The 25,814-nt window shown below is 36.2% G+C and carries 22 protein-coding genes; 18 read left to right on the plus strand and 4 right to left on the minus strand.

What is annotated here, in order from left to right:
• Window positions 1–133: 133 nt before the first annotated feature.
• The 11 genes from inhA1 (at window position 134) to AC2CGR_RS01845 (ending at window position 13,273) form a co-directional block, all read left to right on the plus strand.
• Window positions 134–2,524: a M6 family metalloprotease immune inhibitor InhA1 gene (gene inhA1, locus AC2CGR_RS01795; protein WP_484480468.1), complete on the plus strand. Its 2,391-nt coding sequence runs from the start codon at window positions 134–136 to the stop codon at window positions 2,522–2,524.
• Between the two features lie 172 nt (window positions 2,525–2,696).
• Complete coding sequence (locus tag AC2CGR_RS01800) at window positions 2,697–4,064, plus strand: aldehyde dehydrogenase (RefSeq protein WP_087965348.1); 1,368 nt, start codon at window positions 2,697–2,699, stop codon at window positions 4,062–4,064.
• 238 nt (window positions 4,065–4,302) lie between these two features.
• Window positions 4,303–5,286, plus strand: a complete 984-nt coding sequence (potA, locus tag AC2CGR_RS01805) for a spermidine/putrescine ABC transporter ATP-binding protein PotA (protein WP_000720319.1) — start codon at window positions 4,303–4,305, stop codon at window positions 5,284–5,286.
• A complete protein-coding gene (gene potB / locus AC2CGR_RS01810; protein ID WP_000715494.1) occupies window positions 5,283–6,131 on the plus strand; it encodes a spermidine/putrescine ABC transporter permease PotB in 849 nt (282 codons plus the stop codon). The genes potA and potB overlap by 4 nt, the downstream gene beginning before the upstream one ends.
• A 6-nt stretch (window positions 6,132–6,137) precedes the next feature.
• Window positions 6,138–6,938: a spermidine/putrescine ABC transporter permease PotC gene (potC, locus tag AC2CGR_RS01815; protein ID WP_000714205.1), complete on the plus strand. Its 801-nt coding sequence runs from the start codon at window positions 6,138–6,140 to the stop codon at window positions 6,936–6,938.
• A 38-nt stretch (window positions 6,939–6,976) separates the two neighbouring features.
• Window positions 6,977–8,026 (plus strand): spermidine/putrescine ABC transporter substrate-binding protein PotD, encoded by a 1,050-nt coding sequence (gene potD / locus AC2CGR_RS01820; RefSeq protein ID WP_000772504.1) that lies wholly within the window; start codon window positions 6,977–6,979, stop codon window positions 8,024–8,026.
• Between the two features lie 59 nt (window positions 8,027–8,085).
• Window positions 8,086–8,733, plus strand: a complete 648-nt coding sequence (locus AC2CGR_RS01825; RefSeq protein ID WP_131101700.1) for a phosphatase PAP2 family protein — start codon at window positions 8,086–8,088, stop codon at window positions 8,731–8,733.
• Between the two features lie 110 nt (window positions 8,734–8,843).
• Window positions 8,844–11,036 (plus strand): MMPL family transporter, encoded by a 2,193-nt coding sequence (locus AC2CGR_RS01830; protein WP_087965346.1) that lies wholly within the window; start codon window positions 8,844–8,846, stop codon window positions 11,034–11,036.
• A gap of 101 nt (window positions 11,037–11,137) precedes the next feature.
• The gene (locus AC2CGR_RS01835) at window positions 11,138–11,554 is read left to right on the plus strand and encodes a histidinol dehydrogenase (RefSeq protein WP_087965344.1); all 417 of its coding nucleotides are present in this window, start codon (window positions 11,138–11,140) and stop codon (window positions 11,552–11,554) included.
• A 98-nt stretch (window positions 11,555–11,652) separates the two neighbouring features.
• A complete protein-coding gene (locus AC2CGR_RS01840; RefSeq protein WP_087965342.1) occupies window positions 11,653–12,576 on the plus strand; it encodes an RluA family pseudouridine synthase in 924 nt (307 codons plus the stop codon).
• Window positions 12,577–12,667: 91 nt separating this feature from the next.
• Complete coding sequence (locus tag AC2CGR_RS01845) at window positions 12,668–13,273, plus strand: DUF1648 domain-containing protein (protein ID WP_087965340.1); 606 nt, start codon at window positions 12,668–12,670, stop codon at window positions 13,271–13,273.
• A 40-nt stretch (window positions 13,274–13,313) separates the two neighbouring features.
• On the opposite strand, the gene AC2CGR_RS01850 is transcribed toward AC2CGR_RS01845, so the two are convergent.
• The 4 genes from AC2CGR_RS01850 to AC2CGR_RS01865 form a co-directional block, all read right to left on the minus strand.
• Window positions 13,314–14,141: a CAP domain-containing protein gene (locus AC2CGR_RS01850; protein ID WP_087994482.1), complete on the minus strand. Its 828-nt coding sequence runs from the start codon at window positions 14,139–14,141 to the stop codon at window positions 13,314–13,316.
• Between the two features lie 465 nt (window positions 14,142–14,606).
• Window positions 14,607–15,935: a (Fe-S)-binding protein gene (locus tag AC2CGR_RS01855; RefSeq protein ID WP_087965335.1), complete on the minus strand. Its 1,329-nt coding sequence runs from the start codon at window positions 15,933–15,935 to the stop codon at window positions 14,607–14,609.
• On the minus strand, window positions 15,932–17,344 hold the full coding sequence (gene glcD / locus AC2CGR_RS01860) for a glycolate oxidase subunit GlcD (protein WP_087965334.1): 1,413 nt from the start codon (window positions 17,342–17,344) through the stop codon (window positions 15,932–15,934). Before glcD ends, AC2CGR_RS01855 begins: the two co-directional genes overlap by 4 nt.
• Window positions 17,345–17,461: 117 nt before the next feature.
• Entirely contained in the window at window positions 17,462–18,577 is a 1,116-nt protein-coding gene (locus AC2CGR_RS01865; RefSeq protein ID WP_087965332.1) for a CdaR family transcriptional regulator, read from the minus strand.
• A 136-nt stretch (window positions 18,578–18,713) separates the two neighbouring features.
• Between AC2CGR_RS01865 and AC2CGR_RS01870 the strand changes: the two genes are divergently transcribed.
• The 7 genes from AC2CGR_RS01870 (at window position 18,714) to AC2CGR_RS01900 (ending at window position 25,709) form a co-directional block, all read left to right on the plus strand.
• Complete coding sequence (locus AC2CGR_RS01870; protein WP_001234164.1) at window positions 18,714–19,688, plus strand: YncE family protein; 975 nt, start codon at window positions 18,714–18,716, stop codon at window positions 19,686–19,688.
• Window positions 19,681–20,352, plus strand: coding sequence for a response regulator transcription factor (locus AC2CGR_RS01875; protein ID WP_087965330.1), 672 nt, complete (start codon window positions 19,681–19,683; stop codon window positions 20,350–20,352). The genes AC2CGR_RS01870 and AC2CGR_RS01875 overlap by 8 nt, the downstream gene beginning before the upstream one ends.
• Before the next feature lie 3 nt (window positions 20,353–20,355).
• Window positions 20,356–21,756 (plus strand): sensor histidine kinase, encoded by a 1,401-nt coding sequence (locus AC2CGR_RS01880; RefSeq protein WP_087965328.1) that lies wholly within the window; start codon window positions 20,356–20,358, stop codon window positions 21,754–21,756.
• Between the two features lie 227 nt (window positions 21,757–21,983).
• Window positions 21,984–22,673 carry a FadR/GntR family transcriptional regulator gene (locus AC2CGR_RS01885; RefSeq protein ID WP_254904405.1) on the plus strand — a complete coding sequence of 230 codons (690 nt, stop codon included), beginning with the start codon at window positions 21,984–21,986 and terminating at the stop codon, window positions 22,671–22,673.
• A gap of 168 nt (window positions 22,674–22,841) precedes the next feature.
• Window positions 22,842–23,561, plus strand: coding sequence for a (Fe-S)-binding protein (locus AC2CGR_RS01890; protein WP_000869155.1), 720 nt, complete (start codon window positions 22,842–22,844; stop codon window positions 23,559–23,561).
• Between the two features lie 16 nt (window positions 23,562–23,577).
• Window positions 23,578–24,999, plus strand: coding sequence for a LutB/LldF family L-lactate oxidation iron-sulfur protein (locus AC2CGR_RS01895; protein ID WP_000061914.1), 1,422 nt, complete (start codon window positions 23,578–23,580; stop codon window positions 24,997–24,999).
• Complete coding sequence (locus AC2CGR_RS01900; RefSeq protein ID WP_087965326.1) at window positions 24,999–25,709, plus strand: LutC/YkgG family protein; 711 nt, start codon at window positions 24,999–25,001, stop codon at window positions 25,707–25,709. The genes AC2CGR_RS01895 and AC2CGR_RS01900 overlap by 1 nt, the downstream gene beginning before the upstream one ends.
• Window positions 25,710–25,814 lie beyond the last annotated feature (105 nt).

The raw sequence follows: 25,814 nt of genomic DNA on the forward strand, positions 1-25,814 counted from the left end.
CGTATATTAACTATGAAATTTTTACAAATATATTAAAAACATTACATAATATGACTAAATATTGAAAAAATATTGAATTTTTAATAAAATTCAATTTGTAATACATATTATTTATTAGGGGAGGAAATAAGGGATGAACAAGAAACCGTTCAAAGTTTTATCATCAATTGCTTTGACAGCTGTATTAGGCCTTTCGTTCGGAGCTGGTACTCAATCTACATATGCTGAAACACCTGTAAATAAGACAGCTACGAGCCCAGTTGATGATCATTTAATTCCGGAAGAACGTTTAGCAGATGCGCTAAAAAAACGTGGAGTAATTGATTCGAAGGCTTCAGAGACAGAAACAAAGAAAGCTGTCGAAAAATACGTAGAGAACAAAAAGGGTGAAAATCCTGGGAAAGAAGTATCAAATGGCGATCCACTTACGAAAGAAGCATCTGACTTTTTAAAGAAAGTGAAAGATGCAAAAGCAGATACAAAAGAAAAGGTAGATAAACCAGCAACAGGAACACCTGCAGCGACAGGGCCAGTTAAAGGTGGTCTAAATGGTAAAGTACCAACATCTCCAGCAAAGCAAAAAGCGTATAACGGTGATGTTCGTAAAGATAAAGTACTCGTTTTACTTGTAGAGTACGCTGACTTTAAACATAACAATATCGATAAAGAACCTGGTTATATGTATTCGGAAGACTTTAACAAAGAACATTATGAAAAAATGTTATTCGGTAATGAGCCATTCACATTAAATGATGGAAGTAAAATCGAAACATTTAAACAATATTATGAAGAGCAATCTGGCGGTAGTTATACAGTAGACGGAACAGTTACAAAATGGTTAACAGTTCCTGGTAAAGCTGCTGATTACGGTGCGGATGCTGCAAGCGGCGGTCATGATAATAAAGGACCAAAAGGACCACGTGATTTAGTAAAAGATGCATTAAAAGCAGCTGTAGATAGCGGTATTGATTTATCAGAGTTCGACCAATTTGACCAATACGATGTAAATGGCGACGGAAATCAAAATCAACCGGATGGTTTAATCGATCACTTAATGATTATTCATGCAGGTGTTGGACAAGAAGCAGGCGGTGGTAAATTAGGTGACGATGCAATTTGGTCGCATCGCTGGACTGTTGGACCGAAACCATTCCCAATCGAAGGCACACAAGCGAAAGTTCCGTATTGGGGCGGAAAGATGGCAGCATTTGACTACACAATTGAGCCAGAAGATGGCGCAGTTGGTGTATTCGCACATGAATATGGTCATGATTTAGGTCTTCCAGATGAGTATGATACACAATATAGCGGTCAAGGTGAGCCTATTGAATCTTGGTCTATTATGAGTGGCGGTAGCTGGGCTGGTAAAATTGCAGGAACAACGCCAACAAGTTTCTCACCTCAAAATAAAGAGTTTTTCCAAAAAACAATCGGTGGTAACTGGGCAAATATCGTAGAAGTAGATTACGAGAAATTAAATAAAGGTATCGGTCTAGCAACATATTTAGACCAAAGTGTTACGAAATCGAACCGTCCAGGTATGATTCGTGTAAACTTACCTGATAAAGATGTAAAAACAATTGCCCCAGCATTTGGTAAACAGTATTACTACAGCACAAAAGGTGACGATCTTCATACGAAGATGGAAACACCACTGTTCGATTTAACGAATGCAACGACTGCAAAATTTGATTTCAAATCATTATATGAAATTGAAGCAGGGTATGACTTCCTTGAAGTACATGCTGTAACAGAAGATGGTAAACAAACGTTAATTGAAAGACTTGGTGAGAAAGCTAATAGTGGAAATGCAGATTCAACAAATGGAAAATGGATTGACAAATCATATGATTTAAGCCAATTCAAAGGTAAGAAAGTAAAATTAACATTTGATTACATTACTGATGGTGGTTTAGCATTAAATGGATTTGCTCTTGATAATGCTTCATTAACAGTAGATGGTAAAGTAGTATTCTCTGATGATGCAGAAGGTACACCACAATTAAAGTTAGATGGTTTTGTTGTATCTAACGGAACTGAGAAGAAAAAACATAACTACTATGTAGAGTGGAGAAACTATGCTGGTGCAGATAACGCATTGAAATTTGCTCGTGGTCCAGTATTTAACACTGGTATGGTTGTATGGTATGCGGACTCTGCTTATACAGATAACTGGGTTGGCGTACATCCAGGACACGGTTTCCTTGGAGTAGTTGACTCTCACCCAGAAGCAATTGTAGGAACTTTAAATGGTAAACCGACAGTTAAGAGTAGTACACGATTCCAAATTGCTGATGCGGCGTTCTCATTCGACAAAACGCCAGCTTGGAAAGTTGTATCTCCAACGCGTGGAACGTTTACGTATGATGGCTTAGCAGGTGTACCGAAGTTTGATGATTCGAAAACGTATATTAACCAACAGATTCCAGATGCAGGACGTATTTTACCGAATCTTGGTCTGAAGTTTGAAGTAGTAGGACAAGCTGATGATAATTCTGCAGGTGCTGTTCGTTTATATCGTTAATACAGTAAAACTACCGAAAGATTTTTCTTTCGGTAGTTTTTTTGTGAGCAATGAATTTTATATACAAAAAGAAATTATATATAATGTAACTTTACGAATAGAAATTTATTATATATGAAGTCTATATAAATAATGAAAGAATTGGATAAAAATAGTGGGAGAAGGTGAATGAATGAGTATTTCTTCTATTGTAAATAAACAAAAGGAATATTTTCAAAATGGCCATACAAGAAGTGTAGAAGTGAGAAAGAATAATTTGAAGAAGCTTTATGAAGGCGTTCAGCGTTTTGAAGAAGAAATATTTCAGGCGTTAAAATTAGATTTAAATAAGTCAGTTCATGAGTCATTTACAACGGAAGTGGGATATGTATTAAAAGAAATCTCTTTTCAATTGAAGCATATTTCATCGTGGAGTAAACCGAAGCGTGTTCGAACAGCACTCACTCATTTTGGATCAAAGGGGAAAGTAGTGCCCGAACCGTACGGTGTGACACTTATTATTGCACCGTGGAACTATCCATTTCAATTAGCAATTGCACCGCTTGTAGGAGCGCTGGCAGCTGGAAATACAATCGTTTTAAAGCCGTCGGAGTTAACGCCAAACGTTTCCAAAGTGCTTACGAGGATGTTAGAGGAATTATTCCAAGAAGAGCTTGTAGCGGTAGTAGAAGGCGGGGTTGAAGAGAGTACAGCTTTGCTGAAGGAACCATTTGATTATATTTTCTTCACAGGTAGTGTGGGCGTTGGGAAAGTTGTCATGGAAGCAGCAGCAAAACAGTTGACGCCGCTTACGTTAGAACTTGGTGGAAAAAGCCCATGTATTGTACATAAAGATGCAAAAATAGATGTAACAGCAAGAAGAATTGTGTGGGGGAAGTTTTTAAATGCAGGGCAAACGTGTGTAGCACCTGATTATATGTATGTGCATGCTTCAGTGAAAGAACAGTTAATTGAGGCACTGCGACATGAAATTGCGGAGCAGTATGGCAAAGAGCCACTGCATAATGATAATTACGTACGAATTGTGAGTGAGCGGCATTTTGAACGATTATGTCGATTTTTACAAGATGGTCAAGTCGTAATTGGTGGGAACTATAAGAAGGATACATTACATATTGAGCCGACAGTAGTAACGAACATTACATGGCAAGATGCTGTTATGGAAGATGAAATTTTTGGTCCGATTTTACCAATTGTAGAATATGAAAACATAGAAGATGTAATTGACACGATTCAGCAACATCCGAAGCCATTAGCGTTATATGTATTTTCTGAAGATAAAGAAGTGCAAAAGAAAGTAACGAGTAATATTTCGTATGGTGGAGGCTGTATTAATGATGTCGTCTATCATCTTGCAACGCCATATTTACCTTTTGGGGGCGTCGGAAGTAGTGGATTAGGGAGTTATCATGGGGAAGAAAGTTTTCGGACTTTTTCACATTATAAAAGCATTTTAGCCCAATCTACGGCATTCGATATGAAAATTCGTTACTCTTCTACAAAAAGTGCTTTAAAATTCATACGAAAGTTGTTAAAATGATGATGGTGTTTATCAGTAGGCGTAGCCGTATGATAATAGCCCCTTCGCAATGGAAGGGGTTTTTCTGTTCGACATTATGTATCATGCAAAAATGAATCAAACATACTACATAAAGAATAGAAGAGAACGTTTGCTAAATAACCATTTTTGTTTGGATCGAAACAAAAAATAGTCTATAGAACATAAATATTTATTCATGAATATAAAAATTTAAATTTGAGGTAGATAGGACGGGAAAATGAAAAAGATTATTAAAGTTGAAGCAGTAGAAAAACATTTTGGAAATCAAGTGATTATCCCACCGCTTTCTTTAGATATTAAAGAAGGGGAATTTTTAACTATTTTAGGACCGAGTGGTTGCGGGAAAACGACGTTACTTCGTATGATCGCAGGATTTGAAACTCCAACTAAAGGGAATCTTTTATTAGATGATGAAAAGATTAACGATTTGCCACCATATAAGCGTCATATGAACCTAGTGTTCCAACATTATGCGCTATTCCCACATATGAATGTGGAGAAAAATATTTGTTTCGGTATGAAAATGCAGAAGGTACCGGCAGCAGAGCAGAAAGAGCGTGCTGAAGAGGCAATGCGTTTAACGCAGTTACTTGAGTTCCGTAATCGTAAACCTGCAAAGCTTTCTGGTGGACAGCAGCAGCGTGTAGCAATTGCGAGAGCGATTGTAAATAACCCGCGTGTATTATTACTAGATGAGCCACTTGGGGCGTTAGACTTTAAGTTAAGAAAAGACTTGCAACGTGAATTGAAAAACTTACAACGTAATTTAGGAATTACGTTCATATACGTAACGCACGATCAAGAAGAAGCGATGAGCATGAGTGATCGCATCGTTGTTATGAATAAAGGCCATATTGAACAAATCGGAACGCCGAAAGAAATTTATAATAAGCCGAAAACGTTGTTCGTTGCGACATTTATCGGTGAAAATAATATTGTGAAAAACGGGGAAGGCTATGTAGCAATTCGCCCTGAAAATGTAAAAGTGCGTTCGGTTGAAGAGCCGATTTTAAAAGAATACCATCTTGGCCATATTGAAGACATTGAGTTCGTTGGAAATATGGAAAAGCTTTATGTACGTGATGAGAAAACATCAGAATTACTAATGGCATATCAAACTGCTGAAGAAGCAGCACAGTGGAGCATTGGAGATAATGTATACGTAGGCTGGGAGCAAGAGGACGAGGTGACCTTAAATTGAAAAAAGGGAAATTACTCGCACTACCTACAGTCGCATGGCTGTTAATCTTCTTCCTAATTCCCCTTCTGTTTGTATTGGCATTTGCCTTCATGCAGCGCGGAGCATATGGGACAGTGGAAATGCAATTTACATTAGAAAACATAGCACGTGTATTTGACCCATTATATATGGGGACGTTATGGGAAACAGTGAAAATTGCGGTTATTACCACGGTAATATGTTTACTGATTGGTTACCCATTTGCATATACAATTACAATTGTTGATCGCAAATATCGTTCGATTCTTTTATTATTGGCAACGATCCCGTTTTGGATTAACTTCCTTGTTCGTTCATACGCATGGATTGTTATTTTACGTTCACAAGGTCTTGTAAACACATTGCTATTGAAGCTAGGTATTATTAGTGAGCCTTTAAATTTACTATATAATACACCTTCTGTAATACTCGGAATGGTATATTCTTTATTACCATTTATGATTTTACCAGTGTATGCAGCGATTGAGCAGCTTGATAAACGTAAGCTAGAAGCAGCTTATGATTTAGGGGCGACACCAGTAAAGGCATTTTGGAATGTTACAGTACCAATGACGATGTCAGGGATTGCTACTGGTTCTATTTTAGTGTTTGTTTCTTCTATCGGAATGTTTGTTGTATCAGACGTTATGGGTGGATCGAAAGTAGCATTAATCGGAAACGTAATTCAAAATCAATTCTTAGGAGCGCGTGATTGGCCGTTTGGATCTGCGTTATCTATGATTGTTGTTCTATTCTCTGTTCTGTTAATTTACTTATATTATCGTGCAACGAAAGTATATAAATATGATGGGAACGGAGGGGAATAGGCAAAGATGAAGAAGTTTTTAGTTTCTTATTCTTGGTTAATTTTATTGTTCTTGTATTTTCCAATGATGGTTTTAATGGTGTATTCCTTCAATGATTCTCGCATTAATGCGGAATGGGAAGGATTCACATTCCATTGGTATACAGATTTATTTCAAAAACAAGATGTTATTGATGCGTTTGTAAATAGTATGACGATTGCAGTCGTAACGACGATTGTAACGACTGTTCTTGGTGTGATTTTCGCAATTGCATTACATCGTTATAAATATCGTTATGAAGGTGCGATTAATGGTCTTGTGTATTTACCAATTTTAATTCCTGATATTTTAATGGGATTATCTTTACTTATTTTATTTAGTCAATTAGGTATGGAACTTGGTAAAACAACAATTATTATTGCACACATTACATTTAGTATTTCATTTGTTGTCGTTATTTTAGCAGCACGCCTTTCTGGTATGGGACGTGATTTAGAAGAGGCTGCGAATGATCTAGGAGCAACGCCGTGGCAAACGTTTCGTTATGTAACGTTCCCAGCAATTGCACCAGGAGTTATTTCAGCCGCATTATTAACATTCACATTATCAATTGATGATTTTGTAATTAGTTTCTTCGTATCAGGACCAGGATCAACAACATTGCCATTATACATTTACAGTATGGTTAAGCGCGGAGTATCACCAGAAATCAATGCACTTTCTACAATTTTAATTGTAGCTATCGTAGGATTAATGGTTCTATCTGAAATCTTCCGTAACAAAGGTGCAGATGGTGAAGAAAACTCTGGAGGACACCTTCCTTTATAATACGAACGATATAGAAAGTACGAGGGGGTAATAAACCGATGAAATTAATGAAAAGATTAGCCGGCGCAGCAATTAGCTTTAGCCTTGTTGCTGGTGTACTTGCTGGTTGTGGTGAAAAAAAAGAAGAGTTAAACATTTATAGCTGGGCTGACAATTTTGATGAGCAAGTGCTAAGAGATTTTGAAAAGAAATATAACGTGAAAGTTAACTATGATAAGTACGCAAGTAATGAAGAAATGCTTGCGAAGTTACAAGCAGGTGGCGCGAAGTATGATTTAATTCAGCCGTCTGATTACATGGTTAAAACAATGGCGAAAATGGATTTATTAGCGCCGTTAGATAAAAAGAATATCCCGAATATCGAAAATATGGTTTCTAATTTCAAAACACCTGCGTTTGATCCAGAGAATAAATATTCTTTAGTATATACTTGGGGCGTAACAGGTATTGCATACAATAAAAAGTATGTGAAGGAAGCACCTACAAGCTGGGCTGACCTATGGAACGAGAAATATAAAGGGCATGTGACTTTATTAAATGATTCTCGTGAAGTGTTAGGAATGGGTCTTAAGAAGCATGGATTCTCAAACAGTACGAAAGATGATGCACAGTTAAAGACAGCAGCAACTGATTTACAGAAGCTACTTCCAAACTTATTAGCATTTGATACAGATAATATTAAACAAAAATTCATTACAGAAGATGCTTGGATCGGAACAGTTTGGTCTGGAGATGCAGCATTTATCGCAAAAGATAATAAAGATGTAGAGTACGTTGTACCAAAAGAAGGCGGCACAATTTGGGCTGATACGTTAGCAATTCCAAAAGGTGCAAAAAACAAAGAGCTTGCAGAGAAGTTTATGAACTACTTACTAGATGAGAAAGTAAGTGTGAAAAACTACGAGTCAATTGGATACAGTAATCCAAATGAAAAAGCTCATCCTCTTCATAGTAAAGAATATCGTGATAACCACATGATCTTCTTAACGAAAGAAGAATTAGATCGTACAGAATGGCTTGTTGATGTAGACGATAAGTTAAAAGACTATGATCGTTACTGGACAGAGTTAAAAACGAAAGGTAAATAAGTGAGGAAATGCGGTTTCTAAAGTAGAAATCGCATTTTTTCATAGTAGGAGGAAATCGTTTGAAGAAGAAGTTACATCAATATGAGGTAATGTGTATCGGTTTATTACTTGCTGTATTTGGTATTGTTGCTTGGCGCGTACATGCGGGTGGTGTTACAGTGATGGATACATATGTCCGCGGATTAGTGAAAGGATTACAAACAGAAGGTTCACTTACATTTTTTTCATATTATACAAAATTAGGATCTGCCATTGGTATTGTAACTGTGCTCGTTATAAGTTTACTTGTTTTTTGGAGAAAACATTATTATGCTGCTATGATCGTGTATCCAATGGGCATTTTAATCACACATCTTGTGAATAAAGGGATAAAAGAAATTGTGAAAAGAGATCGTCCTTCGTTAAACGAAGCATTGGATGCACTTGGATATAGTTTCCCTAGTGGGCATGCAATGTTATCTATTATGACATTCGGGTTTCTCGCTTATATCATTGCAGCAAATTTGAAGAGTGTAACGGGAAAATATGTTATAACGATTTTGATGGGAGTAGTAATTATATCGATTGGATTAAGTAGAGTTATTTTAAATGTACATTATCCAACTGATATTTTAGCAGGTTATTGCGTAGGTGGTATTTTGTTAATTATGGTGATTTATTGCCATCGTTTACTTACCGAGAGATTGGGGCTTAATAAAGAAAGATAAAAAAACGTCTGGAAAAACTATCATTATAGTGTTTCCAGACGTTTTTTGTTTGCATGAAGATGTGATACAGTATAAATGACAATTGAATGATGTAAAGTAGGTGAAAATGTATGAAAACAAATGTACATAAAGTAGATAAGTGGGGAAAGTTAGGAGCTTTTTTGTATCAATTTCGTTATACAGTAATTGTAGTGTTAGTTTTACTTGCGGTAGCACTTGGGATTTTTGCTCCAAAGTTACCGGGAGTATTAGGCGGTGATGGTTTCCAAACAGAAGGGGACTATCAAAAAACGAAAGAAATTTTAGATAAAGATTTTAAGAGGTCCCAAGATACGCTCCTACTTGTTTTTGAGAAAAATAAGGGTGTTTCATATGACGAATTTCAAAAGCAAGTAGAGAGTGTTGTAAAAAATGTACAAGAGAAAGAGACATATGAATCTTTCCATCATCCAGTGCAAAATAAAGAAATGTTACAAGATGATATCGGCTATGCGACAATTTTATTTTCCGGGAAAACAAATAAAGAACGAATGGAAAAGACATTACAATTTGCTGATAAAATCGAAAAGGAAAGTAATGCGGCATTAAAAGTAACGCCTACAGGGTTTCCGAAAATTAACAAAGAGATTAATGAAAGAACGCAAAATGATTTAAAAGTAGCAGAGATGATTGGGTTACCGATTGCATTTCTCGTATTACTATTTTCATTCGGTAGCCTTTTGGCATCTATTTTACCAATTGTAAATGGGGCACTTAGTGTTATTAGTACGATGGGCATATTATACTTTATAGGTAGCGATAAGGAACTATCTATCTTTGTGTTAAATGTAGCACCGATGATCGGACTTGCGTTATCTATTGATTTTGCACTATTATTTGTAAATCGCTTTCGAGAGGAAGTTGCAAAGCGAACAGTAAAAGAAGCGATAGCAATTACATATCAGACGGCAGGGCGTGCGATCGTATTTTCAGGATTATGTGTATTTGTTGGTTTATCCGGTTTGTTCTTCTTTAAAATTGATTATATTCAGTCAGTCGCAATTAGCGGAATGATTGTTGTAATTATGAGTATTTTATTCTCACTCACACTTCTTCCAGCGTTATTATCATTAATTGGTAAACGAATATTAAAAAAGAATCAAGTAGCACATACGCCGGCAAAGGCGTGGCGTACATTTGCACAATTTGTAATGAAACATCCAATTGTGATGATTATTGTTGTTACAACATTTATTGTGATTTGCTTATTACCATTACGTACAGCTAATTTGCAGTTCCCTGACGTGGAAGCTCTACCTAAACAAAGTGATACAAGAATTGCATATGAAAAGTACGAAGAGGCATTTAATGAAACTGCAAAAACACATGCTGATGTTACGTTAGCGGTAGAGACGAAAAAAAATATGAAAGAAAAAGAAAGTTTACAAAAGGTAGAAGAAGTCGTTCAAAAGTTAAAAGGTGATAAGAAAGTATATGAAGTAAGAAGTTTATATGACAGTTTAAATGGAATGAAATCAGATCAAGTAGCTGGGATGTTACAGTCGCCAGAAGCTGCTAAAATAGCTCCGGTATTTGAAGCGTATACGAAAGAAAATAAGACAATAATCGAAGTCTTTTTAGATACGAAACCACGTACAGAAATGGCGAAACAATGGGTTCGTGATTTTAAACAAAATTATAAAGAAACGAATGTTACGTATTATCTAGGCGGAATGACGACGTTCCAACAAGAGTTAGAAGATGAAATTAAAGATAAAGTTGCAATTGGTATGTCTGTTATATTTGGGTCGACCTTTGTTATATTATTATTTGCATTCCGATCTATACTCATTCCAATTAAGGCGATTATTATGAATATACTTAGTTTAAGCGCGACAATTGGAATTGTTGTTTGGTTATTTGAAGGTGGGCATTTTGGTTTAGAAGCAAGTCCTGTTTTATTTGTCTTACCAATCTTCATTTTCGGCCTCGTATTTGGGCTTAGCATGGATTATGAAGTTTTTCTTATTTCGCGTATCCATGAGCTGTATGAAGAAACAGGGGATAACGATCAAGCGACGTTAGAAGGACTTGTTTCAACAAGTAGAATTATTACATCTGCTGCATTAATTATGATTGTTGTAACTGGTGCTTTCGCCTTTACTGATATTTTACCAGTAAGGCAAATGGGTCTTGGCGTTGCATTAGCGATATTTCTTGATGCAACAATTATTCGTCTTATGCTTGTACCAAGCTTAATGAAATTGTTTGGAGACTGGAATTGGTGGTTACCATTTCGAAAGAAAAGAGAAAAATCATCGTAAAAAATACTCATCTATAAGATGAGTATTTTTTTATGAATAGCAAGACCTACATTTTGCAAATAGTATGTGATAAGAACATTACATATAAGTAGGTGAAGACAATGTTTCGTTATTTTAAATTTAAGCTAAATGATACAGTACAGTTTGCAGAAAACGATGGGCATATGTATCGCATTGTCGGTTATCGGTTAGAAAAAGGGTTTTACCCAAAAGATGAATGGACTCATATCATTTATGAATTGCTTAGAGATTTTGATGGGTATACGATGGATGCGGAAGAAGAGGAACTTGTAAAGGTCATTCAAGTAGAGGATGAGTATTACAAAATACAAGAAGTATCGGGCTATCGTTATCCGGTAAAAATGAAGCAAAAACAACAAGTGATGAAAGGGGAAAAGATAGATGACTTATTAGATACGTATAACGATTATAAGCGATTGGCCGATTTCTTTAAAGATTTATCATATGAACAAAAAGCGGAAGAGGTGTTGCAGGAAATGAGAAGGCGTAGAGCATGAGGGGCAGTCTATTATAAGACTGTCCTCTATTTTTGACGGTGCATCAAAGTGTATTTTCCGTTACAATGAGAGAATCAATAGAAATAAGGTGATACAGTATGGAAACGAAGAAAAAGGGCGAATGGTGCGAAATTACTGTTCCAGCGAAATGGAATGGCATAAGTATTGATTCGTTATTAAAAATAGAATGGGAAATACCGAAAAAGTTGTTACATCAGCTTCGTATGGAGAAAGGTGTTACCGTTAACGGAGAACAAAGAAGATGGAATGAGCTTTTAAAAGAAGGCGATAAGTTACAAGTTCATATGTTTATGGAGGAAGAATATGGTGTAGAGCCTGAATATGGCGAATTACATGTAGTATATGAAGACGATCATGTACTCATTGTAAATAAGCCTGAGAAGATGGATACGCATCCTTCTGAAAAAGGTGGGATGGGAACACTTGCAAATCTTGTTGCCTTTCATTATCAAATGCAAGGTTTAGAGACGAAGGTACGTCATATTCATCGGTTAGATAAAGATACGACAGGAGGTGTCGTATTTGCTAAGCATAGAATTGCTGGTGCAATTATGGATCGTTTATTAATGGAACGAAAAATTAAAAGAACATATGCGGCGCTTGTTGAAGGAAAAGTAAAAAAGAAGCAAGGAACAATTGACGCAGCTATCGGAAGAGATCGCCATCATGCGACGAGACGACGTGTTTCTCCAAAGGGAGACCAAGCAATCACATATTATAAAGTAGAGAAGTATTTTAAAAAACAAAATGTTACACTCGTCACATTACAATTAGAAACTGGTAGAACCCATCAAATTCGTGTTCATATGAGTTATGATGGTAATCCGTTAGTTGGAGATGTATTATATGGTGGACAAACGAAATATATGTCTAGGCAAGCGTTACATGCGATGAAGATAAACTTTTTACATCCAATTACGAAAGAAGAGATTGAAGTTGATGTACCATTTCCAACAAAATTAAATGACACAATGAAAGAATTTCAAAGAGTGAATGCGTAAAGTGTAAGTTTAAATTTGAGAAAAGTAGATTTTTGCAGGAATTTCTCTAAAAGAAGCGAAGCCGTTAAGAGAAAAGAGAGGTGAGAATCACTTGGTCAAATATAAATATATACTAGGAATATTTTTCGCTTGTCTTTTAGTTACTCTATGTCTCTATCCATATTTATCAGAGCATTTGGCGGTACACTGGGATGTAAATGGTCGGCCGAACGAGTTTATGAGTAAACAAGTTGTTATAGCACTTATTCCTTGTCTTATTATTTTCTTACATGGATTGATGTATATTATTTCACATAATATATACAAGTTTAATGAAGACGAGCATGTCATTATAAGTGGATTTCTAAAGACGATTACTTTATTTATGTTGTTTATCCATATGCTCATTCTCTTTATTAATTTTGGAAGCATGATATCCTTTCAAACAGGACTAACAATTGGGATTAGTATGTTTCTTTTTATGTTTAGTAAGGCGTTTAAAAAAGTTCAGAGTACGGAAAAAGACTCGATCCAATTAAAAAAGATCCGTTTAGTGAGTAGGCGGATTTTTCAGGCGATGGCATGTAGTATATTGTTTTCATTGTTTTTGAACTTGAAATGGGGATTTTATGTGTTACTTAGCGTAATAAGTAGTGGTTCTATTTTGTTTATGTTCTACGCTTTATACTCATACATAATAGAAAGTTATGAAACATAAAAAAGAGTCTTCTCATTATGAGAAGACTCTTTTAATCTATTTACTTCGTAATAAATTGTTGTGTCCAGTAGTTACCGCTTTCTACATAGCCAACACCGATATGAGTGAAGCCATTATTTAAGATGTTTGCACGGTGTCCAGCACTGTTCATCCAAGCTTGTACTACTTCTTCAGGTGTACGTTGGCCTTGGGCGATGTTTTCACCTGCAGATGTATAAGAAATACCAAATTTCTTCATCATGTCAAACGGAGACCCGTATGTAGGGCTGTTATGGTCAAAGTAGTTATTTTTTTGCATATCTTCAGATTTAATGCGTGCTACTTTGCTTAATTCAGTGTCGATTTTTAAAGCTGGTAAACCTTGTTTTGCACGCTCAGCGTTTGTTAATTCAACAACACGTTGTTCGAACTCGCTTAAAGATTTTGCTTCTTCAGCAGGCTTTTGCTCAGCAGGTTTTTGTTCAGCAGGTTTTTGAGTATTATTGTTTTCAGCAGGCTTTTGAGCTTCTGGTTTTTGCACCTCTTCAGCAGGTTTTTGCTCAACTGGCTTTTGCTCAGCAGGCTTTTGAGTTTCTGGCTTAGCTGTTGGTTGCTCAGTTACAACATTTTCAGTAGGTTGTTGACCAGGAATAATGCAATTTGGTTGGAAGTTTCCTTGTTGCCATTGTGCTAATGACTCAACGCCCATAGATTGTAAGAATGCTTGTAATTCTTGTTGGCTCATTTGCTTCATCATCACTTTTGAATGCTGAATATTTTGAACCTTTATGTTAGATGGTTGTACTGTTGCAGCTTGTGCATCTAGAGAAGATACTCCTAAAGTAAGAGCCGTTGCAGCAGCTACAGATAATAAAACACGCTTTTTCATGATGTGTGTCCCCCTATATAAAGTTTTAATTTGTTTTCACACGATTTGTTTTTGACAGCCTGTCTGACTGACAAATTCATCGTAGCATAGATTTTGTGAGAAAAAAGATGGAAAAAAATTCATAGACTTAAAATTTACCTAATTTATCCTAAGAGGGGAAAGGGGGAAAAATAAGAGAAACATAGAGTATAAAAGGAATTTTCAGCATTTTTATACTTGGTTATAAGAGGGGGTTTTTGGATAAATGTACCTATATTGAAAATGAAGAATCCTATTGTATCAATGGTTTGAGCGTTTTTTTGAGGAATATACTGGATTGATTTTTACAAAACTGTAATGTTTCTGTTGTTCTTTTTTATAATAAAGTAACATATTTTTAATGTTGTAGCGGACAAAAAAGCGGCTATCTCTTTACATAGACGAAGGAGATAGCCGTTTTCCTATTATTACGTATGTTACGAGTTATTACGAGTTGGTTTCAATTGCTTCTAATAATAAATCAACAATGTGAATTCCTCTCATTTTATGAGAAAGACCTTCTCGTTCAATACCTAATTTCATTTGTAATAAACAACCTGGATTTGCAGTGACAATGGTTGCTGCTTCTGTTTCATGCACACGGTCCATTTTGTAATCTAGAAATTCCATTGATAGCTCTGAATGGACAATGTTATAAATACCAGCAGAACCACAGCAGCGATCCGCATCTTTCATTTCACGGTATGTTGCGCCTTGAATTGCTTCTAGTAACATACGAGGTTCTGAAGATGTGCGCATAACATTGCGTAAGTGACAAGAGTCTTGATACGTAATAACTTGCGGCGTGAGTCGTAAGTCATTACGTTTATGGAAATCTAGTTCTACTAGAATAGCAGTAATATCTTTAATTTTAGAAACAAACTGCTTTGCCCGTTCAGCCCACTGTGGATCATCTTTTAACAGGTAATCGTAGTCTACGAGGTAAGCTCCGCAACCACCAGCATTCGTAATAATATGGTCGATGCTTAAATCTTCGAATGCTTTTATATTGCGTTTCGCTAATTCTTTTGCTCCACTTTTCTCACCAGCATGCCCGTGTAATGCCCCGCAGCAACTTTGTGTTTTCGGAATAACGATATCACAACCAGCTAACTGAAGAAGTTTCATCGTTGCGTTATTTGTTTCTAAAAACATTGTATCCATTAAACAACCTGTGAAGAATGCAACTTGTTTCTTTTTTGTACTTTCAGCAGGTAAAAATTCAGGACGATCTTTCATTGCTTTCATTTTTGGGACTTTTGGTAAAACGAGATCCATCGTTGCAAGTGTTTCAGGGAATAACTTCATAATCCCTGTTTTATGTGTTAGCGTTTGTAAACCAGAACGCTGATAAAAACCAATTAGTCCGGTTAATGTTCTCATTCGATTTTGGTGCGGGAACAGTCCTTCAAAAACGACTTTACGAACAGCTCTCACTGGCACTGAGAACTTTTTGTTTTGATTTATAATATCACGAGCTTCTTCTAATAAATGTCCATAATTCACACCAGATGGACAAACAGGTTCACAAGCACGACAGCCGAGGCAAACATTTAATGTGTTTTCAACATCTTCATCTGGCTCAATTAAACCGTCAACGACTGCTTTCATTAATGCGATACGTCCACGTGGTGAATGTGATTCTTTATATCCAGATTGAATATAAGTAGGACAAGTTGGTAAGCAGAAACCGCATCGCATACAGTTTAGTAGTTCATCTTCACTTAATCGTTCTTTAAATTCCTTTTGAATGTTTTCTTTATTTAATGTTGTCATCGCTCAACCACCACTCTTTTACGAGTGTCCTTCGCGAACATCTTTCCTGGATTCATAATGTTATTTGGATCGAAGGTTTGTTTAATCCCTTGCATAGCAGCAATACCTTCTTTACCTAATTTCATTTCTAAATACGGAGCTTTCATCGCACCAACACCATGTTCACCAGTAATCGTGCCGCCAAGTTCAATTGCTTTCGCAAATATTTCAGCGAAAGCTTGTTCAGCTCTGTGCATTTCTTCTTCATTACGAGCATCTGTCATACAAGTTGGATGTAAGTTACCATCACCAGCATGCCCAAACGTACAAATAGGAATATTATATTTTTTTGCAATGGCATTAATCGCTTCAACCATTGGAGCGATTTGTGAACGTGGTACCGTTGCATCTTCCAGTATTGTAGTAGGTTTTAATCTTGCAAGTGCTGATAGTGCACTACGGCGAGCTGTTCGAAGCGCATCTGCTTCTGCTTCATCTTTTGCAACGCGAACATCAACTGCATTCATAGAACGACAAACGTTAGCCATTTTTTCAATATCTCGATTGACAACTTCAGGCGGACCATCTTGCTCAATTAATAAAATTGCTTTTACGTCAGTTGGTAAACCGATTTGAGCAAACTCTTCTACTACTTCAATTGTCGGCTGGTCTAAAAACTCAAGTGTCGCTGGAATGATTTTATTTGCAATAATAGAAGAAACAGCACGTGCAGCTTCATTAATATCTTCATAGAGTGCAAGCATCGTTTTCTTCGTTTCAGGCATAGGAACAAGTTTTAATATTGCTTCTGTTACGACGCCAAGTGTTCCTTCAGAACCGATAAATAACCGAGTTAGATCGTAACCAGCTACATCTTTTGCTAATTTACCACCAGTGCGAATCATATCACCATTTGGTAAGACAAGTTCAAGACCCATCACATAATCACGTGTTACGCCATATTTTAATCCGCGTAAGCCACCTGAGTTTTCATTAATGTTACCGCCGATTGTAGAAATTTTCATTGAGCTTGGATCTGGTGGGTAAAATAAACCTTTTTCTTCTACTGCTTTGATAATATCAAGCGTAATCACACCAGCTTGTACTGTGATTGTTAAATTCTCTTCATCAATTTCTAAAATGTTATTCATATGACGGAAGATAAGGACGATACCGCCTTCAAGTGGACATGTTCCTGCGCAAAGGTTTGTTCCAGAGCCACGAACATATACAGGAATGTTGTGAGTGTTACATACTTTTAACACTTCTGCTACTTCATTTGTATTACGAGGAGCAATGACTGCATCAGGCATTGCTTGGAAGTTTGGAGTGGCATCATAACTATACGTTAAACGCCCCATATTGGATGTATCTACATTATCTTCGCCAACAATGGATACGAATGAATCAATAATTTGCTTTTCTAACATTGGAAATCCCCCTCAAACTGTTAACGTAATGAGTCATAATAAAAAACGTTGTCACAGTGCTTTCGTTATAATGATAAAAAAATCGGGGGATTCTTTCTATGTATAATCATCTAAAGATTAATCATTTTTATCGTTCTTTTTTGTGTGATTATCTAATAAGAGGAGCGAGAAGTATAAAATGTTTAAGTCTTTGAATTGTTTCGGATCAAGTCCTGTATACTCCTCAATCTTTTTAAGTCTGTAATGCAATGTGTTAATGTGTATATGTAATTGCTGCGCTGTTTGTTTATAGGATTGGTTATAATCGATAAATAAACGTAAAGTGTGCATAAGCTCAGGTGATGATAGTAAGTTTTCGATGGTGCGCTTTAGAAACTGTTCCCGCGTTTCAGCAGAAATATCTTGTAAGCACATTTCTAAACGTAAATCTTCATTAAATACAATTTTTTTTGTTTCAAGTGATACGGAAAGAGCTTGTAATGCTTGTTCGTATGATAAGTTCATATTGCTTGGCGTAACGGATTTTCCAATCCCAATATATAAAGGAATAGAAAATAAAGTTTCACAGTCTTGTTTTAATCGTTTTAAAAATTGATACGTTTGCTCTTTGGAGTTCGTGGTTGTAAATAAAATAAATCGATCATTTCCCCAGCGAACAAATAGATGCTCCTTTGTTAATAGGTTGCGTACATGTTGCCAAATTTTACGCTGAAGCATCGTGTCATTTTGATCGATAGAGAACAAAATAAGTTGTTTTTTCTTATACAAATCAATACCAAGTGTTTTGGCGCGATCGAGAAAGCTTGGAGACCAGTCTGTATTTTGAAGCCAATCAAAGACAAATGCTTCATAAGAACGGTGTTCAAGTTCTAGTTGTTCTAAAAAATAGTTTTCATGGATGAGTAGTTCGGTCATTTTACGTAATATTTCTCCGTATTGTGAAATATTTTCAGGTTCGCCTGTAATTCCAATGACACCAATTACTTCGTCATGGAATAGTAAAGGGAGGTTCATACCCGCTTTTACGCCTTGCAAACGTCGTTCATCTTCTTTTGTAATAATGACAGTTTTCTTTTGTTTCGCACAGCGGAGTGCGCCTTCATGAAATTGGCCGATTCTTTCTATATCTGTACTTGCAATAATAACGCCGTGTATATTAATGATAATAATATTTTCTTTAATTAGTCTGCGTACTTCTCGTACAATTTTATTCGCTAAATCAGGAAAAAGCATAATTTGCCCACCTCAAATTCTATTTGTTGTACATTATATATGTAAATGAAGTAAGAAAGGGAAATTTCACACTTTCCACACATTTATTTGTTATTTTACAATTATAACGAAATCATCCGAAGATGGAGGGAATCTTTTGAGAAAGTATGTTTTTCTTCTCTGTTTTTTATTTCTATTAGTAGGGTGTCAAGGAAGTTCATATACACCGATTGCTAAAGATAAAAGCGTTATTATAACAACGAATATAAAAGAAGGTAGTATTAGTTTTGTTGATAAGCAAACTAAAAAGTTAATTACGACATGGGAACTTAACGAACCAATGGCAGGAATTGCACTCCTTCCAAACGGTGAGGACATACTTGTATATGGTAAGCAGTTAGAGTACATGTATGTATATTCACTAGCAGAAGGAAGGCAAGTGGAAAAATATAAAACAGGAAAAGGCATTGTAAATGTAGTCGTATCAGAAGATAAAAAGCAATTATTTGCTGCCGATCAAAATGCACAAAAGGTAAGGTTCTTTACGATAAAAGGTAAAGAGACAGGAAGTGTGTCAACCGGAAAAGGGCCAATAACGATGGTAGAGTACCATAACCAGTTATCTGTATTAAACTTTTATGATACGAAACTAACGACAATTGATTCAAAGAAAAAAGAAGTGATACAATCCTTTATGATTCCCCCAGCGTCAACGGGAGCGACAATTAGTCCTGATGGGAAAGAAATATGGATTGGTGGACATGGTGATGGAAATCAAGTCAATGAGAAAGTATTAGTGTATTCTTTGCAGAGCGGAGAAATGGTACGTTCTTTACACGCTCCGTTTATGCCTGTGAATATAACGAAGGATAATAAGTATGTATATGCATTAAGTCACGGTTCAAATACGCTTAGAAAGTTTGATGTTAGCACATATAAAGAGGTAGATTCTGTAGAAGTAGGATCGAACCCATTTGCATTTTTGAAGAGCGGGGCAGAAGGGTACGTAGCAAGCTATGATAGTGATGAAGTTTGCGTCATGGATATGAAGAACTTGAAAATAAAACAAACAATTAAAGTTGGAAAAGGGCCGTTTCAACTCATAGAGAGGGAAGGGGAGGACAATGAATAAATATAGGGTACTAGTTGTAGATGATGAAAGTGATATGAGACAACTTGTCGGAATGTATTTAGATAATTTCGGATACGAGTGGGGAGAAGCTGAAAATGGAAAAGAAGCTCTAAAAAAATTAGAGACGAATCATTATGATTTCGTTGTACTAGATATTATGATGCCAGAGATGGATGGACTTTCAGTATGTAAAGAAATTAGAAAAACGTCAGATGTACCAATTATATTTTTAACAGCAAAAGGTGAAGAGTGGAATAGGGTGAACGGCTTACGTATGGGAGCAGATGATTATATTGTAAAGCCGTTTAGTCCTGGTGAATTAATCGCTCGTATAGAAGCTGTGTTAAGACGTTATACAAAGCAAGAGCAACAAGAGGAGATTCAGTTTGGCCCGATCCTTATTAATGAAAAAAGTAGGAAGATTGAGGCTGATGGTGAGCCGATTTCTCTTACAGTAAAAGAGTTTGATTTACTCTATTTTCTTTGCCAACATACGGGACAAGTATTTAGCCGAGAACAATTGCTGGAAAAGGTATGGGGATATGATTATGCCGGAAGTACAAGAACAGTAGATACGCACGTGAAAACGATGCGTTTGAAGCTTGGAGAAAGTGGAAACTACATTCAAACTGTTTGGGGTGTAGGCTATAAATTTGAGGTGTAACGTATGTTTACGATGGTACAGAAGCTTTGGCTGACAGTAGTATGTGCAGTATTTGTAACAGTGTCCTTTCTTTACTTTGTATCTTTATATTCGTATGAAAAACTATACGTTGATAATTTAAAAGATTCATTAGTAATGGAAGGAAAGCGTCTTGCTGCGCAATATGATAAGCGTGAAGGAATATCAACTTTTGAAGAGAAAGTAAGAGCATTTGATCAAATATCTAGTTCAGATGTTCTTTTCGTATCTAATCCACGTGATTTAAGCGCATGTTTACCTTTTGATGTGCATCATCATTCTCTTATAAGTGAAGGGGACAGGCAATCTTTATTAGATGGAAAAACTGTAACAAAGATAGGATATGAGGAACATTTTGATCGTAATATTATGGGGGTTGTCATCCCTGTTTTAGAAAATAAGAAATTAGTTGGCATTGTATATTCTTATATTCCTTTAAAAAGTATAAAAGACTTAATATATGATATGGGACTTATTTTAGCACCGTTAGCAATTGCTATTACTTTACTAACAATATGGATTGGTAGAAAAATTATTATTGCTATTACGAGACCACTTTCGCAAATGGAACGAGTTGCCAATCATTTGGCTACGGGAGATTTCTCAGAACGAATTACAATTTCTTCTGAAGATGAAATTGGACGATTAGGAAAGGCATTTAATAAAATGGCAAATTCTTTAGAGACAGAAGACGTAAAGCGTAAGGAGTTTTTAGCTAATGTTTCGCATGAACTAAGAACACCGCTTAGTTATATAAAAGGTTATAGCGAGGCTATTTTAGATGGTGTAGCGAAGGGACCACAGCAGGAAAAAGTAACACAGCTCATTCATAAAGAAGCTGATCGTATGCAGCGTCTTGTTCATGATTTATTAGATTTAGCACAATTAGAAGGTGAACATTTTCCATTAAAGAAACAACCTATCGTTTTTTCACAACTGATTGAAGATGTGTTAGATACGTATGAGATTAAGTTTATAGAAAAGAAAATTTGTATTTCAACAAATTTAAATCCAGAAATCATTGTAATGATTGATGAGGATCGTATGCAACAAGTGCTTCATAACGTGTTAGATAATGCGATACGGTATACAAATCAAAACGGGGCTATTATGATAACGCTCAGGCAGATAGATGATTACTGTGAATTGAACATAAAAGATACGGGAATTGGTATTGATACAGAGCATTTAGAAAACCTTGGTCAACGTTTTTACCGAGTTGATAAAGCGAGAAGTCGTCAACATGGTGGAACAGGTTTAGGCCTGGCAATTGTAAGACAGATTGTTCATATACATGATGGACAGTGGCGAATTGAAAGTGAAAAAGGGAATGGAACGACGGTTAGTATTAAATTGAAAGTACAGGATGAGGAGAGCATGTTCTAATTTTTAGAGCATGTTCTTTATATTGCAGACAATAGTTATACGTAAAGATATAAATTAATATGTAATAAATATCGGAATTTTGACGATTTTATGAACAAAACATTTGTACTTCTTACTAATTCGTTCTAAAATAGTTATGATGCAAAGTTCTTATAAATCGTTTCAATTGTTGTTTGGAAGATACTGAGGTGATTTAACTGGAGTACAAATCTATTAAACCGAAAAAGATTTACGAAGAAGTATCTGAAGCTATTTTAACAATGATTAAAAATGGTACGTTAAAACCTGGTGACAAACTACTTCCTGTACATCAATTAGCTGAGCAGTTTCAAGTTGGTAGATCTGCTGTTCGTGAAGCGTTAAGCGCGCTAAGAGCAATGGGCTTAATTGAGATGAAACAAGGAGAAGGTACATATGTGAAGAACTTCGATTCTTCTTCATTAACAAAATCATTAAACAATAGATTATTGATGAAGAAAGAAGATATTTTGAATTTATTAGAAGTACGAAAGGTGCTTGAAGTGGGGGCAGTTCGAGTAGCTGCGGCAAAACGTACGGAAGATAATTTGCAAAATATGAAGCATTGGTTAGATGAAATGGCAAAGAGCGTTGGAGATGAAAAAGCTGGTGAAAAAGCAGATTTTCAGTTCCATATGGGAATTGCGGAGTCTTCGCATAACAACATTTTGATTGAACTTATGAATCATGTTTCAGAGATGATTGCTGAAACGATTGGTGAATCAAGACGCATTATTTTATATGGTGAACAAACAACATCAGAACGACTTATAGAAGAGCATCAAGTTATATATGATGCAGTGTTAAAGCAAGATGTAGAATTAGCGCAGCAAGCAATGCTAGATCATTTAACAAATGTAGAGCATATTGTCACAGGTAGAAACGATATAAATTCTTAATTTAATCTTTTAAAAATCTAATTTTCTGATAAAATAGAGAGAGATTAAGTAAGCGTTTTCTTTAGAAGAGGGAGAGGATAGGCCATGGTTGAGCCTACTTCTTCTTTCTTCAGTCATCTGATGACCATATGTTTGTTGGTGGAGTTGTAAAAAGGGGGAGTAATAATTATGAAAGTTACTTTATTTGTTACTTGTTTAGTCGATATGTTTGAAACAAATGTCGGCAAAGCAACAGTTGAGGTGTTGGAGCGTTTAGGTTGTGAAATTGAATTTCCAGAAGCGCAAGTTTGTTGCGGTCAGCCTGCGTATAATAGCGGCCATGTAGAAGCAGCAAAAGAAGCGATGAAACATATGATTGAAACTTTCGAAGATGCAGAATATATCGTTACGCCATCTGGTTCTTGTGCGACAATGTTTCATGAGTATCCGCATGTTTTTAAAGATGATCCGAAGTGGGCTACACGTGCACAAAAAGTTGCTGATAAAACATATGAATTTACACAATTTATTGTAGACGTTTTAAAGGTTACTGATGTTGGTGCAAGTTTACCAGGGATTGCTACTATTCATAAATCATGTCATATGACACGTATGCTTGGAGTAACAGAGGCACCAGGAATTTTATTATCAAATGTAAAAGGGTTAACTGTGAGAGAGTTACCAAATGTGCAAAATTGTTGTGGGTTTGGGGGAACGTTTTCAGTGAAGATGACTCCAATTTCTGAGCAAATGGTAGATGAAAAGGTAGATAGTGCAATGGAAACAGGCGCTGATTATTTAATCGGTGCAGATTGTGGGTGTTTGTTAAACATTGGCGGACGTATTGAGCGTTTAGGAAAAGAAATAAAAGTAATGCATATTGCTGAGGTACTGAATAGTCGCTCATGAAGGGGGAACATAAGCTATGTCTATGAAAATCAGTGAGAAAAAATTTAATGATCGCGTTGGCGATGGAATTCAAGATTCGTTTATGCGCGGAGCAGTATCTTCTGCACAAACGCGTTTATATACGAATCGCTTAAAAGCAGCGGACGAATTAGGAAACTGGGAAGAATGGCGTGAACTCGGTGAAGAAATTCGTCAACATACGTTAGAAAATCTTGATTATTACTTAATGCAGTTAAGTGAAAATGTATCAAAAAGAGGCGGACATGTGTACTTTGCAAAAACGAAAGAGGAAGCAGCAAAGTATATTCAAGACGTTGCAAAAAAGAAGCAGGCAAAAAAAGTAGTAAAATCAAAGTCGATGGTAACAGAAGAAATTAGTATGAACCATGCGCTTGAAGAAATTGGTTGTGAAGTGTTAGAAAGTGACTTAGGAGAGTATATTTTGCAAGTAGATAACGATCCACCTTCACATATTATTGCGCCTGCACTTCATAAAAATAGAACGCAAATTCGTGATGTATTTAAAGAAAAGCTTGGCTATGAAAATTCTGATGACCCATATGAAATGACAAAGTTTGTTCGTAAACAACTTCGTGAAAAATTTATGGATGCAGAAATTGGTGTAACAGGTTGTAACTTTGCTGTTGCAAATACGGGCTCCCTTTGTTTAGTAACGAATGAAGGGAATGCCGATCTTGTCATGTCGATTCCGAAAACACAAATTGCAGTTATGGGTATGGAACGTATGGTTCCGACAATGGAAGAATTAGATGTTTTAGTTGGTTTACTATGTCGTAGTGCAGTAGGGCAAAAATTAACAAGTTATGTAACGGTAGCGGGACCAATTCAAGAAGAGGAAGTAGATGGCCCAGAAGAATTCCACTTAGTTGTGGTTGATAATGGTCGTTCTCAAATTCTTGGATCTGAATTCCGTCAAGTGTTGCAATGTATTCGATGTGCTGCTTGTGTGAACGTATGCCCTGTATATCGTCATGTTGGTGGACATTCATATGGCTCTATATACTCAGGGCCAATTGGTGCGGTATTAACACCACTTTTAGGTGGATATGATGATTACAAAGAGCTTCCTTATGCTTCTAGTTTATGCGGAGCGTGTACAGAAGCTTGTCCAGTAAAAATTCCATTGCATGATTTATTATTAAAACATCGTCAAGTTATCGTTGAGCAAGAAGGACGTGCTCCACTTGCAGAAAAATTAGCAATGAAAATGTTTAGTATGGGTGCATCTTCAGCAGCTTTATATAAAATGGGATCAAAAATGGCGCCAGCAGCAATGAGTCCATTTACATCTGGTAACCGTGTATCAAAAGGTGTTGGGCCACTTAAAAACTGGACAGATATTCGTGAATTCCCGGCTCCAAGTAAAGAACGATTCCGTGATTGGTATAAAGATCATAAGAAAGGCGGGGACAAATAATGACAGGATTAATTCAAAACCGTGAGTCCTTTCTAGAGAATATTGCAAAAGAGCTTGGACGCGCGCGTAAAACGGATGGTGTAAAACGTCCAGTATGGAAAAATAATGTAAATAAAGAAACGTTAAAAGATTATTCACAAGAAGAATTGTTAGAAGTATTTAAAAATCAATGTACAAACATTCATACAACTGTTGTGGAAACGACAAACGATCGTTTACGTGAAGATATTCAAAAAGTAATCGTTGAAAACGGCGGGGGACCTATTATGTTATCGGCTGATGAACGTTTTGATTCTTATGGGTTGACTTCTTTATTTAAAGAAGAACTTCCAAAGCAAAATGTTGAAGTGAACGTATGGGATCCTGAGAAAAAAGAAGAGAATATGCGTATCGCGGAAAGAGCGAATATTGGAATTGCATTTAGTGATTATACTTTAGCTGAATCTGGTACGATCGTTGTACAAAGTCATAAAGGCCAAGGTCGTTCTTTACACTTTTTACCGACTGTATACTTTGCTATTATTCCACGTGAAACACTTGTGCCTCGTATTACACAAGCAGTTGAGGATATGAACAAGCGTGTAGAAAATGGCGAGACAGTGGCATCTTGTATTAACTTTATTACAGGACCTAGTAACTCGGCAGATATAGAAATGAATCTTGTTGTCGGAGTACACGGACCATTAAAAGCAGTATATTTCATCGTATAAAATAGGGGAAAGCAGGCCAGAAAATGGCCTGCTTTTTTAATAGAATAGAGATAATATGAAGTAGAAGTTCTCTCCTTTTTTTGCTATGTTCTTCTGGAAAGGAGA

The organism is Bacillus sp. LSHTCR4 (assembly GCF_057197025.1).